This is a genomic window from Bradyrhizobium sp. LA2.1 (assembly GCF_040547725.1).
GTDB lineage: Bacteria > Pseudomonadota > Alphaproteobacteria > Rhizobiales > Xanthobacteraceae > Bradyrhizobium > Bradyrhizobium barranii.
In genome coordinates, this window is sequence record NZ_JBEPQI010000011.1 from 256,293 (window position 1) to 277,811 (window position 21,519).

General features: G+C 64.4%; 18 protein-coding genes. 9 read left to right on the plus strand and 9 right to left on the minus strand.

Features of this window, described 5'->3' with window-relative positions:
* Positions 1-176: 176 nt before the first annotated feature.
* The 6 genes from ABIB95_RS23105 (at position 177) to ABIB95_RS23130 (ending at position 8,027) form a co-directional block, all read left to right on the plus strand.
* Complete coding sequence (locus ABIB95_RS23105; RefSeq protein ID WP_063981130.1) at positions 177-2,855, plus strand: sensor domain-containing protein; 2,679 nt, start codon at positions 177-179, stop codon at positions 2,853-2,855.
* 136 nt (positions 2,856-2,991) lie between these two features.
* Positions 2,992-4,452 carry a glycerol-3-phosphate dehydrogenase gene (locus ABIB95_RS23110; protein ID WP_354175815.1) on the plus strand — a complete coding sequence of 487 codons (1,461 nt, stop codon included), beginning with the start codon at positions 2,992-2,994 and terminating at the stop codon, positions 4,450-4,452.
* Between the two features lie 178 nt (positions 4,453-4,630).
* A complete protein-coding gene (locus ABIB95_RS23115) occupies positions 4,631-5,788 on the plus strand; it encodes an ABC transporter ATP-binding protein (RefSeq protein WP_354242419.1) in 1,158 nt (385 codons plus the stop codon).
* Positions 5,785-6,699: an ABC transporter permease gene (locus ABIB95_RS23120; RefSeq protein ID WP_166344395.1), complete on the plus strand. Its 915-nt coding sequence runs from the start codon at positions 5,785-5,787 to the stop codon at positions 6,697-6,699. Before ABIB95_RS23115 ends, ABIB95_RS23120 begins: the two co-directional genes overlap by 4 nt.
* Before the next feature lie 4 nt (positions 6,700-6,703).
* Entirely contained in the window at positions 6,704-7,516 is an 813-nt protein-coding gene (locus ABIB95_RS23125) for an ABC transporter permease (protein ID WP_354242422.1), read from the plus strand.
* A 13-nt stretch (positions 7,517-7,529) separates the two neighbouring features.
* Complete coding sequence (locus ABIB95_RS23130) at positions 7,530-8,027, plus strand: DUF6622 family protein (RefSeq protein WP_354175810.1); 498 nt, start codon at positions 7,530-7,532, stop codon at positions 8,025-8,027.
* Here the strand turns inward: ABIB95_RS23130 and ABIB95_RS23135 are convergent, their stop codons facing one another.
* From ABIB95_RS23135 to ABIB95_RS23160, 6 genes are all read right to left on the minus strand, one after another.
* Positions 8,028-9,020, minus strand: a complete 993-nt coding sequence (locus ABIB95_RS23135; RefSeq protein ID WP_354175808.1) for a hypothetical protein — start codon at positions 9,018-9,020, stop codon at positions 8,028-8,030.
* Between the two features lie 211 nt (positions 9,021-9,231).
* The gene (locus ABIB95_RS23140) at positions 9,232-10,098 is read right to left on the minus strand and encodes a carbohydrate ABC transporter permease (RefSeq protein WP_354175806.1); all 867 of its coding nucleotides are present in this window, start codon (positions 10,096-10,098) and stop codon (positions 9,232-9,234) included.
* The gene (locus ABIB95_RS23145) at positions 10,095-10,967 is read right to left on the minus strand and encodes a carbohydrate ABC transporter permease (RefSeq protein ID WP_063981138.1); all 873 of its coding nucleotides are present in this window, start codon (positions 10,965-10,967) and stop codon (positions 10,095-10,097) included. Before ABIB95_RS23145 ends, ABIB95_RS23140 begins: the two co-directional genes overlap by 4 nt.
* A 97-nt stretch (positions 10,968-11,064) precedes the next feature.
* Positions 11,065-12,450 (minus strand): ABC transporter substrate-binding protein, encoded by a 1,386-nt coding sequence (locus ABIB95_RS23150; protein ID WP_071909773.1) that lies wholly within the window; start codon positions 12,448-12,450, stop codon positions 11,065-11,067.
* A 193-nt stretch (positions 12,451-12,643) separates the two neighbouring features.
* Positions 12,644-14,521: a WG repeat-containing protein gene (locus tag ABIB95_RS23155; RefSeq protein ID WP_354242425.1), complete on the minus strand. Its 1,878-nt coding sequence runs from the start codon at positions 14,519-14,521 to the stop codon at positions 12,644-12,646.
* Between the two features lie 133 nt (positions 14,522-14,654).
* Complete coding sequence (locus ABIB95_RS23160; RefSeq protein ID WP_354242468.1) at positions 14,655-16,544, minus strand: AsmA family protein; 1,890 nt, start codon at positions 16,542-16,544, stop codon at positions 14,655-14,657.
* A gap of 271 nt (positions 16,545-16,815) precedes the next feature.
* On the opposite strand from ABIB95_RS23160, the gene ABIB95_RS23165 reads away from it, so the two are divergent.
* Genes ABIB95_RS23165 through ABIB95_RS23175 form a run of 3 tightly spaced genes read left to right on the plus strand, consistent with a single transcriptional unit; the run spans position 16,816 to position 18,848 of the window.
* Positions 16,816-17,523 carry a CoA transferase subunit A gene (locus ABIB95_RS23165; protein ID WP_028151658.1) on the plus strand — a complete coding sequence of 236 codons (708 nt, stop codon included), beginning with the start codon at positions 16,816-16,818 and terminating at the stop codon, positions 17,521-17,523.
* A gap of 16 nt (positions 17,524-17,539) precedes the next feature.
* Positions 17,540-18,190, plus strand: a complete 651-nt coding sequence (locus tag ABIB95_RS23170; protein WP_011089829.1) for a 3-oxoacid CoA-transferase subunit B — start codon at positions 17,540-17,542, stop codon at positions 18,188-18,190.
* A 22-nt stretch (positions 18,191-18,212) separates the two neighbouring features.
* Positions 18,213-18,848 carry a GNAT family N-acetyltransferase gene (locus ABIB95_RS23175; RefSeq protein WP_354242427.1) on the plus strand — a complete coding sequence of 212 codons (636 nt, stop codon included), beginning with the start codon at positions 18,213-18,215 and terminating at the stop codon, positions 18,846-18,848.
* A 98-nt stretch (positions 18,849-18,946) separates the two neighbouring features.
* Here ABIB95_RS23175 and ABIB95_RS23180 read toward each other — a convergent pair whose 3' ends face one another.
* From ABIB95_RS23180 to ABIB95_RS23190, 3 genes are all read right to left on the minus strand, one after another.
* A complete protein-coding gene (locus tag ABIB95_RS23180; RefSeq protein WP_354242430.1) occupies positions 18,947-19,825 on the minus strand; it encodes an SUMF1/EgtB/PvdO family nonheme iron enzyme in 879 nt (292 codons plus the stop codon).
* 52 nt (positions 19,826-19,877) lie between these two features.
* The gene (gene nirK, locus ABIB95_RS23185; RefSeq protein ID WP_212479680.1) at positions 19,878-20,975 is read right to left on the minus strand and encodes a copper-containing nitrite reductase; all 1,098 of its coding nucleotides are present in this window, start codon (positions 20,973-20,975) and stop codon (positions 19,878-19,880) included.
* A gap of 237 nt (positions 20,976-21,212) precedes the next feature.
* A complete protein-coding gene (locus ABIB95_RS23190; RefSeq protein WP_085400783.1) occupies positions 21,213-21,419 on the minus strand; it encodes a hypothetical protein in 207 nt (68 codons plus the stop codon).
* Positions 21,420-21,519 lie beyond the last annotated feature (100 nt).

Genomic DNA, 21,519 nt, shown 5'->3' on the forward strand with positions numbered 1-21,519 from the left:
AACGGTGGCATCAGGCCTGAGAACCACGGCACCGGGCCGTTTTCCATTAAGGAAGCATTTATCATGTCAGGGCAATTGCCGTATTTGGCGTCACATTTTTCTGTTGCGCGTACAGGCGTTTACCCGATCCAAACCCGTGAAGCCAGACAATCCGACGTTGAAAGCGCGGGTGGCTGATGGCTGAGAAGAACTGGCACGTGGGCAGCACGCTTCCGATTGCTGTGCAGGCCGTCGTGTGCCTGGGCAGCGCGGTCGCGCCTGCGCGCGCCTTTGCGCTCTCGGACAGCTTCGCGCCGCCAGGCAAGCTCGATCCCAATTTGGTCTGGGAAGCGCTGATCGGCGGCATCGTCGTCTGTGCGTTCCTGGCCGCCATCGCGCTGTGGATCCATTCCTCGCTGCGCCGCACCAAGCGCTTGCAGCTGCGGCGCAACGCCTTCGTCTCCTCCGCCATGAACAATCTCAACCAGGGCGTGGTGATGACGGATGCGCAACGACGCATCATGTTCTGCAACGACCGCTATCTCGAGATCTACGGCCTGGCGCGCTCGGATCTGTGGACCGGGATGACCGGCTACGACATCCTCGAACTCAGGCGCAAGCGCGACGTCCTCGGCGGTGTCTCCGACGATGAGTTCTACGAGAAGGCGGCGAGCCCCAACGGCCTGATCACCGAACTGCCCGATGGCCGCGCCATCCTCGTGAAATATTTCGTGTTGCCGAACGGCGGCTCGGTCGCGACGCATCTGGACGTCAGCGATCAGCGCAAGCTGTCACGGCAACTCGCCTCCACCAAGCAATTCCTGGAAACCGTGCTGGACCACGTGCCGGCCTGCGTCGCCGCGAAGAACATCGAGGACGGTCGCTACATCTTCGCCAACAGCGCCTATGAACGGTTCTGGGGATTCTCGCGCGACCACGCCGTCGGCAAGAATGCGCGGGAGCTGTTCGCGCCCATCTCGACGGCCAGCATCGAGGCGGCCGACAAGGCGGCACTGAATTCGCCGGACGGCCAGTTCCGCAATGAATTCGAGGTCGACCGCGCCGGTGAACGGCGCATGGTTGCCTCGATCCGGATCGTGGTCCGCGACGAGAGCAACAAGCCCGAATTCCTGATGCTCGTGTTCGAGGATATCACCGACCGCCGCTCGCTGTCGCAGGAGCTGGAGAGCACGAAGAAGTTCCTGGAGCTCGTGGTCGACAACATTCCGGTGGCGTTGATCGTGGAGCAGGTCAAGGACGGCCGCTACCTGCTCGCCAATCGCAGCGCGGAGACGATCCTCAACCGCCGGCGCGAAGAGGCCACGGGCCTGACCGCCTCCGACATCTTCAATCCCAAGGAAGCCAAGCTGATCATCGCGCGCGACGAGGCCGCGATCAAGAAGCGCGGGATGATTACCGAGGAGCACCCGATCTCCACCAAGGACGGCCTGCGGCTGTTCCTGACCCGGCGGGCGACCGTGCTCAGCGATGCCGGCGAGCCGCAATATCTGATCAAGACCCACGAAGACGTCACCGACCGCCGGCAGACCGAGTCGCGCATGGCGCACATGGCCTATCACGACGGCCTGACCGATCTGCCGAACCGCGCCGCCTTCCTCCAGGCGCTGACCCAGATGATCGAGGCCTGCGAAGGCACCAGCGAGGAGTTCGCCGTGCTCTGCCTCGACCTCGACGGCCTCAAGGAGGTCAACGACGTCTTCGGTCATGCGCTCGGCGACAAGCTGTTGATCGAGGTGGCCCAGCGGCTTCAGGATTCCGCGCGCGGCGGCGTGGTGGCGCGCCTGTCCGGCGACGAGTTCGGCCTCATCATCGACGGCAAGCAGCCGGAGGCGGGCCTTGCGCTGGCGCAGCAGCTCGGCGAGGCCGTTGCCCAGGAATTTCAGATCGACGGCCGGGCGGTCCGCGCCGGCGTCACCACCGGCATGTCGATCTTCCCGCATAATGGTGCCGACGGCGCATCGCTGCTGGCCAATGCCGGCGCGGCGCTGTTCCGCGCCAAGCAGAAGTCGCGCGGCACGATCGGCCTTTACCAGCCGGAGATGGACCAGCAGATCCGCGACCGCCGCGTGCTGCACCAGGACCTGTCGAAAGCGATCAAGAACGGCGAATTGTCGCTCGCGTTCCAGCCGCAGGGCATCGCGCGCCACAGCGTCGCCGAGAGCGAGATCATCGGCTTCGAAGCGCTGGCGCGCTGGCAGCATCCGGTGCGCGGCCAGGTCTCGCCGGCCGAGTTCATCCCGATCGCGGAGGAGAGCGGCCTGATCGTCGAGATGGGCGAGTGGATCCTGCGCGAGGCCTGCCGCGAGGCGGCGTCCTGGCCGAAGCCGCTCCAGGTCGCGGTCAATTTGTCGCCGGCGCAGTTCATGCACGGCGACGTGGTCGGGCTGGTCCATTCGATCCTGATCGAGACGGGCCTGGCACCCGGCCGGCTCGAGCTGGAAATCACCGAAGGCGTGCTGATCGAGGACTTTGACCGGGGTCTTGCACTGCTGCGCCGGCTGAAGGCGCTCGGCGTGCGCATCTCCATGGATGATTTCGGCAGCGGTTACTCTTCGCTGAGCTATCTCCAGGCGTTCCCGTTCGACAAGATCAAGATCGATCGCGCCTTCATCATGAATCTCGGCCGCAACCCGCAATCGGCGGCTATCGTCCGCGCCGTGATCGATCTCGGCCACGGCCTCGAAATGTCGATCATCGCCGAGGGCGTCGAGACCCTCGATCAGCTCGTCTTTCTTGCCAAGGAGGGCTGCGACGGCGTGCAGGGCTATCTGCTCGGCAAGCCGCTGCCGATCGGCAAATATGCCGGCCTCGTCGGCCGCGCCGAGACCATGGAGCTTGCGCTCAAGACCGGCTAGAGCGTTATCGAGCCAAGCGGATACCGGTTCGCGCAAAGAAAACGCGTCAAAACAAGAATCCAAAGCCTCGTTCCGATTTCATCGGAATGGAAATGGCTCTAGTGATGGCGGGCGCTAGCTCCCATTCGACGGCTTCATGGCGGATTACGACCTTGCGATCATCGGCGGCGGCCTGAACGGTGTCAGCCTCGCCCGCGATGCGGCCGGCCGCGGCCTGCGGGTCATTCTGCTGGAGCAGGGCGATCTCGGCGGCGCGGCGTCATCCGCGACGCCGCGGCTGATCCATGGCGATCTGTCGGTGCTGGAACGCCGCGGTTTTTGGCGGGTGCGCCGGGCGTTGGCCGAGCGCCGGACGTGGCTTGCCATCGCGCCGCATCTGGTCCGGCCGATGCGCTTCGTGATCCCGGCCCATTCCGAGGAGCGTCCCCCCTGGCTGCTGCGCGCCGGCTTGTACCTCTATGACGGCCTCACCGGTCGGAGCGGCCTGCCTGCCGCGACGACCCTCGACATCACGCATCATCCGGTCGGCAACGCGCTGAAGCGCCCGTTCGGCACGGCTTTCGAATATTCGGACTGCGTCGTCGATGATTCCCGCCTGGTGGTGCTGACGGCGCTGGACGCCGCCGAACGCGGCGCTGCGATCCGGACCGGGGCGCGCTGTGTCCGCGCCGATCGAACCGACACATGGCGCCTCGCGGTGGTCGATCGTGGCCATCGCCGCGTGGTCACGGCCCGGGCGCTGGCCAATGCCACCGGCGGCTGGACGTCGATCGTCGCAGAGACCGTGCTGCGCCAGCCGCAGCCTGCCATGGCGGCCATGCAGATGAGCCAGATCATCGTGCCGCGGCTGTTCGAGTCCGATAACGTCTACGTCTTCCAGAACAGCGATGGGCGGCTGATCTTCGCGAGCCCCTTTGAGCGCGATTTCGCGCTGATCGGCACGGTCACTCGTGATTTCACTGGTGATCCCGCGATCGTGGCGATGCCTGGGGCTGACGTCAGCTATCTCTGCGAGGCCGCCAGCCGCTATTTCCGCGAGCGCGTCGCGCCCACCGACGTGGTGCGCGCGGTCTCCGGCGTCAACCTGACGCTGGCGTCCGTGCGACGGCGCGACGGGACGACGCTGTTCCACGCGCGCCGGCGCAAGGCGCCGCTGATCACGATGTTCGGCGGCGACGTCACCACCGCACGCCTGCGCGCCGAGCGGGCGGTGACGAGGCTGACGCCGTTCTATCCGATGTCGCCGTCCTGGACGGCCGGCGCCGCGTTGCCCGGCGGAGATTTTGCCTGGGATCGTTTCGACACCGAAGTTGACCTCGCCCGCGACCGCTGGCGCTTTCTCGGGGAGACGCAGGCCCACCGCCTGGTTGCGGCCTATGGCTCGCGCTTGCCGGCCGTGCTCGGCGAGGCGAAGGCCCGCGACGAGCTCGGCCCCGCCTTCGGTCCCGAACTGACCGGCGCCGAAGTGCGCTATCTGATGACCCGCGAATGGGCGCGTTTTCCCGAGGATATTCTGTGGCGGCGCTCGAAGCTCGGCCTGACGATGCCCGCGGCGGACCGTGACGCGCTGGCCGTGTTCATGGCGGGTGTGAGCTAGTGGCGTAGCCCGGATGGAGCGAAGCGCAATCCGGGAAAGTCTCACCACCGATGGACCGTCCCGGATTACGCTTGCGCTCCATCCGGGCTACGGGACTGCAGTGGAAGTCACCCCCGAACCGGTTGAGCTGGGGACGATCGGCCGCTAGCGTGCGGCGGAATCGGGGTTGGCAGGGACCATGACGGACGAATTGCCCAAGATAGACGCCGGCGCGGAAGCGCTTCCCGCGGCGGGGCAGCCGCTGCTGCGCATCGAGGGCGTCGCCAAGACATTCGGGACGTTCCGGGCCGTGGACGGCGTGTCGCTCGACATCAAGGCCGGCGAGTTCTTTGCGCTGCTCGGGCCCAGCGGCTGCGGCAAGACCACGCTGCTGCGCATGCTCGCCGGGTTCGAGGCGCCGGACGAGGGGCGCATCCTGCTCGGCGGCCGGGACATCGCGCAGGCGCTGCCGCATGAACGCCCGATCAACATGATGTTCCAGAACTACGCGCTGTTTCCGCATCTCTCCGTGCGCGACAACATCGCCTTCGGCCTGAAGCGGGCCGGCATGGCGCGTGCCGACATCGCCACGCGCGTGGCCGAAATGGTTGCGCTGGTGAAGCTCGAGGGGCTGGAGAAGCGCAGGCCCGACCAGCTCTCCGGCGGTCAGCGTCAGCGCGTGGCGCTGGCGCGTGCATTGGCGCGCCGGCCGCAGCTTCTGCTGCTCGATGAGCCCCTCGCGGCGCTCGACAAGAAGCTGCGCGAGAGTACGCAGGGCGAGCTGATGGAGCTGCAGCGCCGGCTCGGCATGACCTTCATCATCGTCACCCACGATCAGGAGGAAGCCATGACCATGGCAAGCCGGATCGGCGTGATGAAGGCCGGGAAGCTCGCCCAGGTCGCGAGCCCCCGCGAACTCTATGAAGCGCCGCGCTCGCGCTGGATCGCGGAGTTCGTCGGCGACATCAATCTGTTCGACGGCGAGTCCAAATTGCGCGACGGTCATCGTCTGATCATCGGCACGCGTGATGCGGGTGCGCTGGTGGTGGCCGAGCCGCGCGAAGGCGTCGGCGCGGGAAAATTGTCGGTCGCGATCCGGCCCGAGAAGGTCAAGCTGTCGCGCCGCGGCCCGGTGAGCGAGGCCGGTCGTGAGACGGCGATCAACAGCCTGGACGGCGTGGTCGCCGACATCTGCTATCTCGGCGGCACCACCACCTACAAGGTGAAGCTCGATGCCGGCGGAATCGTGCAGGCGTCGGTCCCCAACAGCGCGCGACTCGACGTCGACGCCTACAGCCTGAACCAGCGTGTCGTCGCCTGGTTCACGCCCGACGACTGCGTGGTGCTGCAATCATGAGCTCGCGCCGCATCTTCGCAAGGCCCGCGCGCTTTGCCGCGATCGCGCCCTATGTCTGGATGCTGCTGTTCTTCCTGGTGCCGTTCGGCTTCGTACTCAAGATCAGCCTGTCGCAGACGGCGATCGCGCAGCCGCCCTACGAGCCGGTGTTCGACCTGATGGCGGGATGGGAGGCGCTCAAGGCAGCGTTCGCCGCGCTGTCGATCGACAATTTCAAGCTGCTCGCCTCAGACGACATCTACGTGTTCGCCTATGTGCGCAGCCTCACCGTCGCCGTCACCGCGACTGCGCTGTTGCTCGTGATCGGCTATCCCATCGCCTACGGCATGGCGCGGTTGCCGAAGCGCTGGCAGGCGGTGGCGATGGTGCTGGTGATAGTGCCGTTCTGGACCTCGTTCCTGATCCGCATCTATGCCTGGATCAACATCCTCCAGCATGACGGCCTGCTGAACCAGATCCTGCTCGCGCTGCATCTGGTCAGCCAGCCGGTGGTGTGGCTCTCGACCGACACCGCGATGTATATCGGCATCGTCTATTCCTATCTGCCGTTCATGATCCTGCCGCTCTACGCCACGCTCGCGAAAATGGAGCCGGTGCTGGAGGAGGCGGCCTCTGATCTCGGCGCGCCGCCCTGGCAGGTGTTCTGGCTCGTCACCTTTCCGCTGTCGCTGCCCGGCGTCGGGGCCGGCGTGCTGCTGTGCTTCATCCCCATCGTGGGCGAGTTCGTGATCCCGGACCTTCTGGCCGGCTCCAATTCGCTGATGATCGGCCAGACCCTGTGGCTCGAATTCTTCACCAACAAGGACTGGCCGGTGGCTTCCGCCGCGGCGATCGTGCTGCTGGTGGTGCTGCTGGTGCCGCTGCTGCTGTACGAACGGCTGCAGAAGCGGCAGCTGGAACAGGGGCGCTGAAGCGATGCGCAAGGTCTCCCGCCTGTCCCGCTTCAACATCGCCTCGCTCGCATTGGGCCTGGCATTCCTCTATTTGCCGATCCTCATCCTCGTCATCTACTCCTTCAATGCCTCGCGGCTGGTGACGGTGTGGGGCGGCTGGTCGCTGCGCTGGTACCACGAGTTCTTCAATGACCGCGCCATGATCGAGGCGGCCTGGATGAGCCTGCGGGTCGCGGTCTCCTCCGCGACCATCGCCACGCTGCTCGGCACGCTCGCAGCCGTTGCGCTGTCGCGCGGCGAGCGCTTTCGCGGCCGCACGCTGTTCTCGGGCATGCTCTACGCGCCGCTGGTGATGCCGGAGGTGATCACCGGATTGTCGCTACTGCTGCTGTTCGTCGCGCTCAACGCCGAGCGCGGCTTCTGGACGGTGACGATCGCCCACACCACGCTGACGATGTGCTTCGTCGCGGTGGTCGTGCAGTCCCGCCTCGGCTCGCTCGACCGTTCGCTGGAGGAGGCGGCGATGGACCTCGGCTGCAACCCGGTTCGCGCGTTCGTCGCCGTGACGCTGCCGCTGATCGCGCCCGCGATCGCGGCGGGCTGGATGCTGGCCTTCACGCTGTCGCTCGACGATCTCGTGATCGCGAGTTTCACCACCGGCCCAGGCTCGACGACGCTGCCGATCCGGATCTACTCGGAGGTGCGGCTTGGCGTGAAGCCCGAGATCAACGCGATCTGCACGCTGGTGATCGCCCTGATCGCGGTGGTCATCGTCATCGCCTCGCTTGCCTCGAAACTCTCGAGCTCGCAGGGCGAGAGCGCGGCGCCGCTGTAGGCGAGGAGCAATCATGACATTCGCCTACCAGATCCTGATCCACACGCCGGTCTGGGTCTGGATGCTGCTCGCTTTTCTGGTGTGGCAGGGCGTCAAGGCGATGCAGCCGCGCACGACGCCGATCTGGCGCGCGCTGATCGTGCCGGTCGTCTTCATCGTCTGGGGGATTTCGCGACTCGGCTTCGGCCACCAAGACAGCGTTTCGCCGCTGGTCGCATGGATCGCGGCCGCGCTGGCGCTGCTGCCGCTCGGTGTGCTGACGCCGCGCCCGTTCGACGTCGATCACACGACCGGGCAGATCATCCGTCCGGGCAGTCCATTTGGTCTGGTCCGCAACCTCATTGTCTTCGCCTCGCAATATGCGGTCGGCGTGATTTCGGCGATCGATGCGGGCGATCGCGCGCTGGCGATCGTCGCCGGCCGCGCCATCTCGGGCGCGACCGCCGGCTACTTCATCGGCTCGACGATCGCCCTGCTGGTCGCGTATCGACGCAAGAGCGCGGAGAGATGATCAGCGTGAGCGCGTTGCGCGTTTCGCGGCCTTGGTGCCCGTAGAACGCGATTGCGCCGCGGAGGCCGCGATGGGCCCCGCATATCGCGCGCGTATCGCGCCCTGGACAGCGGATCCGAGCTGCCGCAGCGCGAGGCTGTCGAGCGGAAACTCGAGCAGGATGTGAATCAGGCTCAGCGCCAGCAGGAAGGTGAAGCCGAAAGCGTAGTCGTAGAAGTACAGCGCGGTGGAGGCGGCGCTTGCGGCGGCCATCGCCGCCAGCCGCGCCTTGGGCACCTCAGTCCAGCGGATGATGTCGGCTTTGATGAACCAGTTGAGGTAGTGGTAGGTGTAGACGAAGGCGAGCAGGCTCGTCAGCCGGGTGTCGAGGACGAGGCCGGGGACTCCGAACAGCCGGCCCAGCGCCGGACCGACATTGCCGAAATAGTCCTGTCCGACCCGGGCAAAGCTCGGGATCCGGATTTCGGCCGTTGGCGGCAGCAACAGGATCATGGCGACCGCAAGCAGATAGACGACCACCAGCGCAGCCTGCACGCGGCTGCCCGACCGGTGCGCGCCGAGCACCATGAAGATCAGCGTGAACAGCGAGACGTGGATCAGGGTCGGGATCAGGATGCCGATGACTGCAAGCGACGATCCGCTCGAATACATGATCGCGGACAGGACGATCGCCACCATGAACAGCAGCATGCTCTCGATCGCGGAGGTCGTGGCTGCCAGCATGGCGCAGACGACCAGCGCGCCCCACATCGCAAGGCCGAACCATGAGGCGTTGTCGATCAGCGCCGCGACCACGGCGATGATCGCGAGGACCGCCGCGATCCCGCGATGGGGCAGATAATAGCTGCGATCGTGCAGCCACGAGATCTCGGTGAAGTAGTGCGCCGGGCCGAGCACGACATAGGCCAGCAGCAGCAGCTCGAACGGCACCAGATAGGACGCCGCGAACGCCAGCAGCATCAGGCCGAGATGGATCGCGTCGTTGCCGCGCATGGTGACGTGCCCCGTGACAGGGCTGCGAGGTTAGAGCAGGCGTGGACAACCCGCAATTGTCCACGTCGTCGCTCGAACGCCCTGCTTGCGGCGACGCGATGCGTCCCGGAGCGCTTTCGAGCGAAGTGGATACCGGTTCGCGTAATGAAAACGCGTCAAAGCAAGAATCGAGAGCCCCGTTCCGATTCGATCGGAACGAGGCTCTCGATTGTCAGGACTTCACCGCGCCTGCCGTGAGCCCGCCCACCATGTAGCGGCGGAAGGCGTAATAGACCGCGGCCGGCGGCAGCGCGTAAATGAAGCCGGTGGTCATCAACAGCTCCCAGGGCGAATCGTCGGCGGCGAGGAAGTTGCCGAGCGCGACGGGGAGGGTGATCTCGCGGTCGTTGGACAGAAGCAGGAACGCGTAGAGATATTCGTTCCAGGCGAGCAGCACTGCGTAGGTGCCGATCGCGACCAGCGAGGGCATCATCAGCGGCAGGTAGACCAGGCGGAAGATCTGGAGCGTCGTGGCGCCGTCCATCACCGCGGCTTCATCCAGCTCGACCGGCAGCTTGTCGGAGGCCTGCTTGAGCACCCAGATCGCGTAGGGGCTGGCGATCGTCACCATGGCCAGGATCAGCGACCAGTGATTGTTGAGCAGGCCGTAATTGCCCATGGTGCGGTACATCGGCACGGCGAGGAACGCCGCGGGGATGAAATAGGTGAAGAGCGCGAGGTTCAACACGGTGCGGCCGCCCGGCACCTTTAATCGCGAGATCGCGAACGCCGCGGCGGTGGCGATGAACAGCGTCATCACGCCGACGGAGACTGCGATCACCGTCGAGTTCCAGAACTGGATGTAGAAGTCGCGCAGGAAGTAGTGCTGCTGCTTGAACACGATCTCGAAGTTGTGGAGCGTCGGATGATCCGGCCACAGCTTGCCCGAGAACGCGTCCTCCTTCGGGGAGATCGCGAACAGGAACATGTGGTAGATCGGAATCATCGTCCACAGGAAGACAGGAATACCGATCAGCAGCAGCCGCGCTTCGATCGCGACGTCGCGCCAGGAAAATTCGCTTACGCCGGGAAGCTTCATCGCGACAACCGTTTCATCATAAAGTACACGAGCGGCAGGACGAACGGCATCGCGCAGACGATGGAGGCCATCGCGAGCGAGAGCTGGTCGAGCCGGAGATAGCGGATACCGAGCGTCGCCAGCACGTGCGTGAGGTCAGCCGGGCCACCGCCGGTGAGCAGATAGACGCTGTTGAAATCGCCGAGCGTCCAGATCATCGAGAGCAGTGTGCAGGTGATGTAGAGCGTCTGCATCGACGGCCAGGTGATGTAGCGGAATTTCTGCCACCAGCTCGCACCATCGACCTCGGCGGCCTCGAACAGATCGTGCGCGATCGCAAGGCGTCCGGTGATCAGGATCAGCGTCCAGAACGGCAGTGATTTCCAGATGTGCACGCCGATCGCCATGCTCAGCGCCACGGTCGGGTCGTTCAGCCAGTTCGGGCCGTCATCGCCGGTGAGGGAGAAGATGAGGTGGTTGACCACGCCCCATTCGGGATTGAACATGAAGCGCACAGACAGGATGGTCGGGATCGACGGCACCGCCCAGGGCAGGATGAAGATCACCGAGAGCCATTTGATCCAGGTGCGCTGCTGCGCGAAGAAGCCGGACAGGAACAACGCGATCAGCATCTTGATGTTGATGCCGATGACCAGGAAGATCAGCGTGTTGACCGCGGCGCGCGCGAAGATCGGATCGTGAAACAGCGCGACATAATTCGACGGGGCCCGCGCCAGCCACAGCCCGTAGCAGACGGGATAGACGACGAAGGCGAGGAAAACGAGCAGATAGGGCGCGAGCAGCACGATGCCCCAGACCTGCGCCGGGGTCAGCCGCGACGACAAGGGCGGAGCGGGCATCGACTGATCGCCAGAGAGCGTAATCGCCATTCTTCAGGACTCTTTGAAAGGACTTCCGGCCGCACGAGGCGGCCGGTATTAGCGTTTCGCCTCTCCCCGCGCCAGCGGGGAGAGGAAGAAAGAAGATTTAGCCTGCAACCTGCTTGATGCGGACGATCAGCTCGTCGACGGCCTTGTCGACCGGGACCTTTTCGCTGACGACCCGGTTCATCGCCTTGGCCCAGACGTTCTCGTTGTTGAGGATCGTGAACTTCCAGTTCTTGGTGAAGTCGAACGCGGCGGTGCCGCCGGTGAACTGGGCGTAGACCGCCTTGCGATGCTTGTCGGCCTGCCAGAACGGGCTGGCCTGGCTTTCCTTCGTCACCGGGAACCAGCGGCCGAGCGCGCCCTCGATATAGGGACGAACATTCTCTTCCTGGAGCAGGAAGCTGATGAACTGCTTGGCCTCGGCCTTGTTCTTGGCCGCGGTGAACACCAGCCCGGTCTTGACGTCGGAGCGGTAGCGGATAGTCGAACCGTCGGGCGCCTTCGGGAAGGACGCCGTGACGATGTCCTGCTCATAGGCCTTCTTGCCGGCGTCGCGCTGCTCCTGCGTGAGCGCCTGGTTCTGCGAGTCCTCGAACCACTTCGCCGCGATCGAGATCGTGAAGTTGTGGGTCATCACGATGGTCTTGTTGTGGAAGGCGACGTTGTTGTCGGGGTCCTTCCAGGTTGTGGAAGAGGGCGGCGTGCAGCCCTTGATATAGGTGTCGGTATAATCCTTCAGCGCGCTGATCAGATTCTCGCGCACCTTGGGATCATCGACCAGGAGCTTGCCGTCGTCGTCGACCAGCTTGACGTGGTAGGCGTCCATGAAGGTGTAGAACGACTGGAAGGCGTCGGTGGATTCAACGCCCATCGGCTGGCCGACGCCGTAGATGCGCTGGCCGGTGGCTTTACGGATACCCGGCTGCACCTTGTCGCACCAGAACGTCCAGTAGCCCGCCCAGTCGGTCGGGATGTCGGCGAGCTTGAAGCCGGCCTTCTCCAACATGTCGTTCCAGATCTCGACATGCATGCTCTGCTGCTTCAGCGGGAAGCCGTAATAGGCCTTCTTCTTGGTGACGTCGTTATAGAGGATCGACGCATCCAGCGTGTTCTGCACGAACCGGCCCTTGATCGGCTCCATGACGTCCGTGAGGTCCTCGAGCTTGCCCTCATAGGCCCACTTGCCCTGCGCCTGCACGTCGTAGGAATCGGAATAGGCGACATCGGGCACGGTGCCGGCATCGAGCGCGGCGACCGTCTTCGGAATCATGTCCTGGATCGCGTACTGCGACAATTCGACCTTGATGCCGGTCTTGGCTTCGAACTTCTTGATCGTCTCGATCAGTGCGTCGTCTTCGGACCGATAGAAGCCCTTGCCCCACCAGACCGTGATCGTTTTCTGCTGCGCAAAGGCGGGTGCAGTGGCCGCAAAAAGCCCAACCGCAGCGACCGCCAATGAAACTGCGCCAATAACCTTGGATCTCACGTTTTTCTCCCTCAAACGGCCGGTGTTTTTAACCGGTCGTATAAAACACTAGCGCATGGCCGTCAGCCGATCTAGCGGCATCTTGTCAGACATAGGTCGTGGGGTGTCGGGCCAGCGGAGATGCTTAATCCGCGCATCGATCCAATCGCCGCATCAATTCGGCCGGATCAATTCGCATGAGGGGCTCAGGGCCTCAGAGCTGACACGCAAATACGCCGAACTGTCTCTTCAGCGGGTCCGACGGCTGGCATTGAAGGCCTTCGATCGGCTGTCCCCTGCGATCGATTGGACACCAGGCTTCACCGGTTCTGGCCCAATTGATGCCGCGATCGAAGAACGTGGGCGCGTCATATCTTGCCTCGATTGCCAGCGTCCCCTCCACGTCGGCAAAGCCCCAGCGCTCACCCGATTGCGCCGGGACCAGGCCGTCCTGGAGCCGAATGCCGATCCGCCCATCCCGTGGCTTGATCAACCATGAACCGTGGGCATCGAGGATGCCGCGTCTGCCATCCTCGAATGCCATGGCCATATCAGGGCGGATGTGGCAGATGCGTTCAAAACGCTGCGTGGTGATCCACGCACCAGTCGAGGCATCGATGATGCCGTTCCTGTCACCCGCTCGCGCCAGAACCGAACCGTTCGGCAATCCGGGCGAGATCGCGTCGAAAATGGGCTCGACGGCCCAGGTGGCATCAGCTCGCAATAATCCGAACTTGTCACCAAGACCGGCGACGGCAAGAGAGTTGTAGAAGGGGCCGGCACGATCAAACCGCTGCGACGTCATCGGCGTGAGATCGGCTGACGCATAGGCAAATTTATCGCCGATCTTGAGGATATAAGGTCCGTCGCAGGTCACGGGCCTTGATAGCTCACCTTCCTGCGGTTCGATCGGCCTACCATCCTCGTCGAGAATCCGCGGCTTCTTGTCGATCTCACCGACAATACGCCCGTTGGCGCATCGTCCGAATGCAAGGTCGAACGAGGGCGGGACAACGACCTTGGCGTCTTCATCGAGAAGGCCGTGCTTCTTCTCGTTCTGAATGTCCCAGGACCCTTTCGTGGTCTCCTTCAAAAATATGTTCTCGTACTGGGGCTGGACGACCCATTCGCCGGAACGATTTATCAGGCCCGATCTCCCCTTCAGGCGGGCAGGCGTAAATCTGGCGTCGCGTGAAAATTGATGGACGCTCTCAAATTTTGGCTCGATCTTGAAGCGTCCCGAGCGATCGATGAAACCCCAGCGGTCATCGATCTTTGCGGAGGCCATCCCGTCGACGAACGAACCAAGATGCTGGAATTTTGGTTCGAGCTCCCAGCTCCCGTCGGGACGTATCGCGCCCCATCCGGATTCGACCCTTGCCAGCATGAGCGCTGAACTGTCGGTGTCATACGGCAGGATCGCGTCGAGAGAGGGCGGAACAAGCCAGGCGCCGGAGCGGTCCACGAGACCCCATTTGCCTGCCGCCGCGATCGTCCTGCTGTCTGCGATCGCGCCGAACAGTTCAAAAATCCCGTGGATGAATTGCTCCGTGCCCGCAATGCCTTCCGATGTGGTCCGTCTCTCGGTGGCAAAGAAGACCCTCTCGGTGAAGGGAACGACGTAGCCGAACTTGGGCTCAAGCGCCGTCTTACCGTCCAAGTCGATCAGGCCGGACCGTCCGCCGACGTCGATCTGCGCAAATCCGCGAGAGAAGCGATCTGCGATCGGATATTGCGGCTTTGCGATCACGCGACCGCTTGTGTCGACATAGCCGTAGCGGCCGTTCGATCGCACCAGCGCGCGGCCTTCATGGAAGGTATCGACCCAATCATATTCGGGCGGCACCGCAAGCGTACCGTCGCGGTTCACCGCGCCGCACAGGCCGTGAGGGAATCCGCACGAGGGCAGTGGAAACGAAGGGGGTGAGCCGAAGCCATTCGTGCCTTGGTTCGCACGAGCCACAGCGGCGTCGAAAATGACTTTCCCGGCGGGCAGGAGTGGAGCGGGGGGCCGATCACCGGCGTTCGGCTGCGAAACGTTCTGCGCGTTCACCATGGTCGTGAAGGCGAGAGCCGCGACGATCGCGGCCACCCGGCATCTTCCAAAACTTCCCATTGGGCGATGTCTCATCCTGCCTCAACCTCAGGTATGAAATCATCGTGGCGAAATACGGACGCTTCTCATGCTTTGGTGGAGACGTCCCGCGTAGCCGATCCGCTCCGGGCTAATTCGACTTCGCGTTTTCCTTGGCGTTCTCGGCCGTCGGCGAATCTGTCGGCGCAGGGTGCTTCTCGCCGGTGATGCGCCGCTTCAGGAGGTCCAGGAAGGGGGATGCCGCAGGCGACTGGCGGATCAGGCTTTCGGGGTCGGGGAAGATCAGGGGATCGTCCCAGGGACCCTGCACCATGAAGGGCAACTGAAAGCCGGACGTCGTATTGAGGCTCGCCACGCCCTTCATGTCGTATTCGCGCGTCGGCACCGAGGCAGTGCCCGTCAGCGTGATCTTCGCAGCCGGCCCCTCGATGCGGATGTCCTCGGCGGTGGCGATCCCATCGGAGAATTTCACCGCGACGGTGAGGGTGTCATAAGGGGTCGAGCCGTTGCGGAAATTGCCGCCACCCGACAGCGGCCGCCGCTCCAGCCGCTTCAGGAGCTGCTCGGCGTTGAAGCCCGAGATCGCACCGTCGTGCCCGGTCACGGTGGCAGTGCCGTCGAGCGACTGCACGAGGCCGAACGGGCTGGAGCCGGAGGCCAGCAGCGAGACGTTGATGTTGCCGCGGCCGGACAGCTTGTTGAGGCCGAACAATTCGGAGGCGCAGGCCTGGAGATCGACATCGGTGAACTGGAATTGCGCCTTGACGTCGGCGACGGTGTCGGAGCGCGCGATCCCGAACGAGCCCTTGGCGATGCCGCCATAGACCTGGGCTTCGCCGACCGAGAGCGCCAGCGTGCCGTTGCGCAGATTGGCGCCGATCGCGGTGCGGCCGAGCTTCGACGTCCCGACTGTCAGCCTGGCTGCCGACAGGCGCATGTCGAGGTCGGTGGTCGAAAGCCCGTTGAGATCGAACAGCTGCCTGTTCCAGTCGCGGGCGCCGCTGGCGAGCAGGCGGAAGGTCGAGATATAAGGTGTGAAGTCGAGCGCGTCGGCGGCAAGCGTCGCTTGCAGCGTCTGCCGGCCGTTATTGGCGTAGGTCATCACGCCCTCGGCAGTGTTGCCGTCGAGCTCGACATTGACGTTGGTGAGCGCGATCGAGGCGCCGACGACATTGGCGCGCGCCTTCAGCGCGAAGCGGCCGAAGCCGCCGCTGCCGGGCTGCGGCTGACCGGTCCAGCGCAGCGCGTTGCGCAAGGACGGGCTGTCGATGGTGAGCGTGCCTTCCATCATCGGGCTGGTGCGGTTGGCGACGCTGCCGTCGAAGGCAAGCTTGAGCGGGGCGCTGGCGATCCGTGCCTTCAGCCCGGAGCGGTCGCCGGAGAGGGCGGCGACGAAATCGGCGAAGCTGATCGAGCCGTCGACGCGCTCGCCGCGCCAGTCGAATTGTCCGGTCGCGGCGAAGGACCGCGAGATCGAGGGCCAGGCCAGCGACAGGTCGATGTCCTCGAACTTCTCGGCGGCGTGGGTGGTGGCGTCCTCGTAATTGAGCACACCGTCCTGGATCCTGATCTCGGAGAACGACACCTGGTTCTCGGCGCCCGGCTTCATGGTGCGCGCAATGGTCTGGATGAAGGGCGTCCAGTTGCTTTCGCCATCCTGCTTCAGGCTGACATGGATGCGCGGCCGCAGCAGGGTCAGGTCGGCGATCTCGAACCGCTGCAGCAGCAGCGGCAGCAGCCGGAGATTGGCGGTGAGCACGTCGACATGGAGCGCGGGATCGTTGGTGCCGCCGCCCTTCAGGCCGACGTCATGGAACGAAATGTAGCTCGCCGGCAGCAGCGAAATGTCGATGCTGCCTGTCACGCTGAGCTCGAGCCCGGTGACGTCGCGGATCTGCGTTTCCACCGCCTTGCGCAGCGCGTCGCGGTTGATGAGCCAGGAGGTCGCGATCAGGGCGATCAGCGCGAGGCCGAGCAGCGCCGCGATCGGCGTCCCGAGGCGCTTCATTCCTTGGGCCATGGTCAATGGCATGTCCTGATCGGGTTGGTCGCGGGAGCCAGAAGGGCGGACCGGAAACCTGCGTGCCCACGCCCAACCCCCGCAACTTGATGGGTTTTCTTGTCGCTTTCAAGGCCGCGGACGGGTCTGCCCACGGCGTGGGCAGCTTCTATCACCGGAGGACGGAACGGAGAACCCCGTATCATTGACGGCTTTGGACGATTTCGCCTAATAATCGCCGCCAATGAGGCGCGACGCCTGCCAGCCGAAGGTTCACCCGAAGGTTATTTGCATGAACAAGGTCTATCCCGACGCCAAGTCGGCTCTCGAAGGCGTTCTGAAAGACAACATGATGATCATGTCGGGCGGCTTCGGCCTCTGCGGCATCGCCGAGGAGCTGTCGGACGCGATCCGCGAGTCCGGGGTCAAGGGCCTGACGGTCGTCTCCAACAATGCCGGCGTCGACGGCATCGGCCTCAGCCGCCTGCTCGAAACCCGCCAGATCAAGAAGATGATCTCGTCCTATGTCGGCGAGAACAAGCTGTTCGCCCAGCAATTCCTGGCCGGCGAGCTGGAACTCGAATTCAATCCGCAGGGCACGCTGGCCGAGCGCATCCGCGCCGGCGGCGCCGGTATCCCGGCCTTCTACACCAAGACCGGCGTCGGCACGCTGATCGCCGAAGGCAAGGAAGTGAAGGAGTTCGACGGCGAGAAGTACCTGATGGAGCGCGGCCTGTTCGCCGACCTCGCCATCGTGCACGCCTGGAAGGGCGACACCGCCGGCAACCTCATCTACCGCAAGACCGCGCGCAACTTTAATCCGATGATGGCGACTGCCGCCAAGATCACGGTGGCCGAGGTCGAGCATCTGGTTCCGGCCGGTGAACTCAATCCCGACCACATCCACACGCCCGGCATCTTCGTGAAGCGCATCGTCGAGGTCGGCACGGCCAAGAAGCGCATCGAATTCCGCAACACCCGCCCGCGCACCGCCGCTTAAGCGTCAGGAGACTCACATGGCCTGGACCCGTGAACAGATGGCTGCGCGCGCCGCCAAGGAACTGCGTGACGGCTACTACGTCAATCTCGGCATCGGCATCCCGACGCTGGTCTCGAACTTCATCCCCGATGGCGTCGATGTCAGCCTCCAGAGCGAGAACGGCATGCTCGGCATGGGCCCGTTCCCCTATGAGGACGAGGTGGATGCCGACCTCATCAATGCCGGCAAGCAGACCGTGAGCGAGCTGCCCTCGACCTCGTATTTCTCGAGCGCGGATTCTTTCGGGATGATCCGCGGCGGCCACATGGACCTGTCGATCCTCGGCGCCATGCAGGTGGCCCAGAACGGCGATCTCGCCAACTGGATGATCCCCGGCAAGATGGTCAAGGGCATGGGCGGCGCGATGGATCTCGTCGCCGGCGTCAAGCGCGTCGTCGTCGTGATGGAGCATTCGGCCAAGGACGGCTCGAAGCTGCTGAAGAAGTGCAATCTGCCGCTGACCGGCGAGCGCGTGGTCGACATGGTCGTCACCGATCTCGCCGTCTTCACCATCGACAAGCATGGCGACGGCGGCATGGCCCTGATCGAGCTCGCCGACGGCGTCTCACTCGACGAGGTCAAGGCCAAGACCGAGGCCGAATTCCGCGTCGCGCTGAAGAATACGTAAGGTCGTCGCAACGGGGGCGCGCATGACGATACGGTCTGCGCGTCCCGAAGACGCCGATTTCATCGCACAAACCATCCTGTCGTCGCAGCGCGGCTATCGGCCGCGCGGTTGGTTCGACGTCACGCTCGGCTGGTCCCAGGCACAGTGCCGCGATTTCATCGCGCGCGTCACGACCGCGCACGCGGTGTCGATGTGGCATGTCTCGCAATTCCTGATCGCCGAGATCGATGGCAAGCCTGCTGCCGCGTTGTGCGCACTGCCGGCGGCCGGCACGGGACCTGCGGCCTGGCGAGCCATCGAGGAGGTCGGTGCCGCGACCGGGCTTGCGGCGCCGGAGCTGGAAGCCATCCGTCGCCGCGGCACCTACACGCGCGCCTGCTGGGTTCAGGGCGGCGAGGGCGACTGGATGATCGAGCACGTCGCGACCGATCCCGCCTATGGCGGTCGCGGCCTCGTGCAGGCGTTGCTTGCGCACGCACTGGATAAGGGACGAGCGGCCGGATTTGCCCGCGCGACGATATCGTTCCTGATCGGCAATCAGCCGGCCGAACGCGCCTACGCCAAGGCAGGATTTGTCTTCGCCGAAGAGAAGCGCGATCCCGCGTTCGAGGCGATCATCGGCGCGCCCGGATTTCGCATGTTTGCGCGAACGATGTGATGCGCCGTAGCCCGGATGGAGCGTAGCGAAATCCGGGGTGCTCGTGGATGGTCCGATCCCGGATTGCGCTGCGCTCCATCCGGGCTACTCGGCGATACCTACGACCGCGCCGCCCACACCTTGCCCCACCGCGCCGACACGCTCGCGACCCATGACGGTTCCTCGCGCACCAGGCGGAAGCCGAGATTGGCAGGTGGCACGCCCTGTGCGCAGCCACCGGCGCGAGCGTCGCGGATGAAGTCGGTGACGTAGGCGCGGTGCGCACCCTCGGCGACGCGCACGCCGCAATTCACGGTTGGACGCCCGGCATTGCCGGCTGCGTCGATCCGCGAGCGCACGAAGCAGGTCGAGGTCCATTCCCAGACATTGCCGGCGAGATCTTCGATACCGTGCTCGTTGGTACCGAACTTGCCGAACGGATAGGCCGTCGTGTCGGAGAGGTCGCGCTCGGATTCACGCTCGTAACGGCTGATCCAGCGCTTTGAAGGATCGTCTGCGTCCACAGGCGCGCCGTCGTCCCTGAACCGGGAGCCAGCCGCAAAGGCCCATTCCGCGTCGCTCGGCAGGCGATAGGTGTGGCCGGTCTTGCGCGACAGCCAGCCCGCATAGACCTGCGCATCGTGCCAGCTCACCTGAACCGCGGGACGATCAGACGCAATCGCGACGCCGCGATCGAGCGCGCGGCACGCGCCATCCTGCACGCAGAGCTGATAGTCGGATGACGAGACCTGGTGCCGCATGATGTGTAGCGGCCGGTTGAAGCGCATCGCGCGCAGCGGCACTTCGGCCTGCTGCCCCGCGCGGGTGAAATCGCCGGCCTCGCGATAGGAGAGATTACCCGGCGCGACCCTGACGATCGCAGGCTCCGTCGCCGTGCCATGGACCGCCATGTCCGAGACCAGCGGCGCCACGGCGATCGGCCCTGCGAGCCCTGCGGCGCAGGCGAGCAGCAGTTTCAGCTTGAATGCGATCAGCATGGTCGTCCCCCGAAGAAGGAAGGGGCCGGCGATGACCGGCCCCCTGTCGCGTCTAGTTGGTGTTGGGAGCCGGTATCTCCGCGGGCGCCTTCACCTGGGTCATCAGATCGTCGTTCCACTTGCCTTCGACCTTGAAGTGCGCGGTGGCGCCAAGGTCGGCTGCCTCGATCAGATTATGCGTGACATAGGCGTAGATGCCGGGCTGCAGGAACTTGTAGAGCGCAGCTCCCGCCGAGCCGCCGCGGATGAACCAGGTCTCGAGTCCCGTCTCCGGCGCGTTGGAGAATTTTCCGGTCTCCCAGACATAGTCGCCATGGCCGCCGATCAGGTGCGGACGGCTGTCGCGATTGGCCTGCGAATGCACGATCAGCACGTTCTCGCCGACCTTCGCCGTCAGCGCGTTCTTGCCCGTGAGCGCACCGACCTTGCCGTTGAACACGACGTGCGTGGGGATCAGCTTCTTCATCACCTCTTCGGTCTCGGTGAAGGCTTCGCCCGGCGAATCATAGGACTTGAACTTGCCCTTCTCGTCGCGCGGCACATACATGTCCTGCTCGCCGACATAGTAGACCTTGTCGTATTTCAGCGCGTGGCCCTTGCCGTCGTTCAGTCCGTCGCGCGGAAGCACCATCACCGCGCCATTCATGCCGGAGACGACATGCCAGGGGATCATCGGGCCGCCCGGGGCGCAGTGATAGACGAACACGCCGGTCCGCGTTGCCTTCCAGCGCAGCACGACCTGCTCGCCGGGATTGACCAGCGTGAGCTCGGCGCCGCCGAGGGCGCCGGTCGCGGAGTGGAAGTCGATGTTGTGCGGCATGGTGTTGGTCGCGGGATTGACCAGCGTCACCTCGACATAGTCGCCTTCATGCACGACCATCAGCGGGCCCGGCATCGAGCCGTTGAAGGTCATGGCCTGGAACGTGGTGCCCTTGTCGTCGATGACGACCTTCTTCTCCTCGATGTTGAGCTTGAACTCGACGATCTTGGGCCCCTGCGTCGTGGCCTGCTCGTGCGCGTGCACAAAGGGCGGTGCGACCAGCTCGACCTTCTGCCGCGGCAGCTTGAGGTCGCCGGCGGCGAACGTGGGTGTCGCGAGCATCAGGGCGGTCGCGGCGGCGCTGATCAATGCGGCTCTGCGGGTGAACATCGGAAGCATCCTTCATCTGAAAGGGTTTTGATGACGGATGCAGTCTGCGCCTGTTACGGCAAGAGTGTTTGCGCTGCGACAAGCTTTTGCCGAATTCGCCTCCGGTAAAATCCTTAGGAGGTTTGCCGAAGCGCGTATCGGCAGTGCGAAGCACGCGGCGTCGCGTGATATCAGTCGCGCAAGCGGCAAATCGTTCGCATGTTCAACTATGCGCGATTGTGAATCTATGGTTGTCGATCAGAGAAGCTGGATCGCAATCCAGACCGTGCCCCAGACCGCGAGCGACAGCGCGGCAAAGATGGCGGCGGTGATCGCCAGCACCCGCACGAGATAACCTGCGCCGACGGAGGGGGCTGCGGGGACGGGACGAAAATCGTCGAAGCGCGGGATATGACCGCGAACGCCGGTGAGCCAGAGAACGAGATCGAGCGCTAGCGACGCCATGGCCTATCTCCAGTGAGTCATGATTGAACGTCATCATGGCTCCGAACCGGCGCTCGGACTTTGAGCGAGCGCAAGGTGGTCCGCCCGAAAACGGGTCATC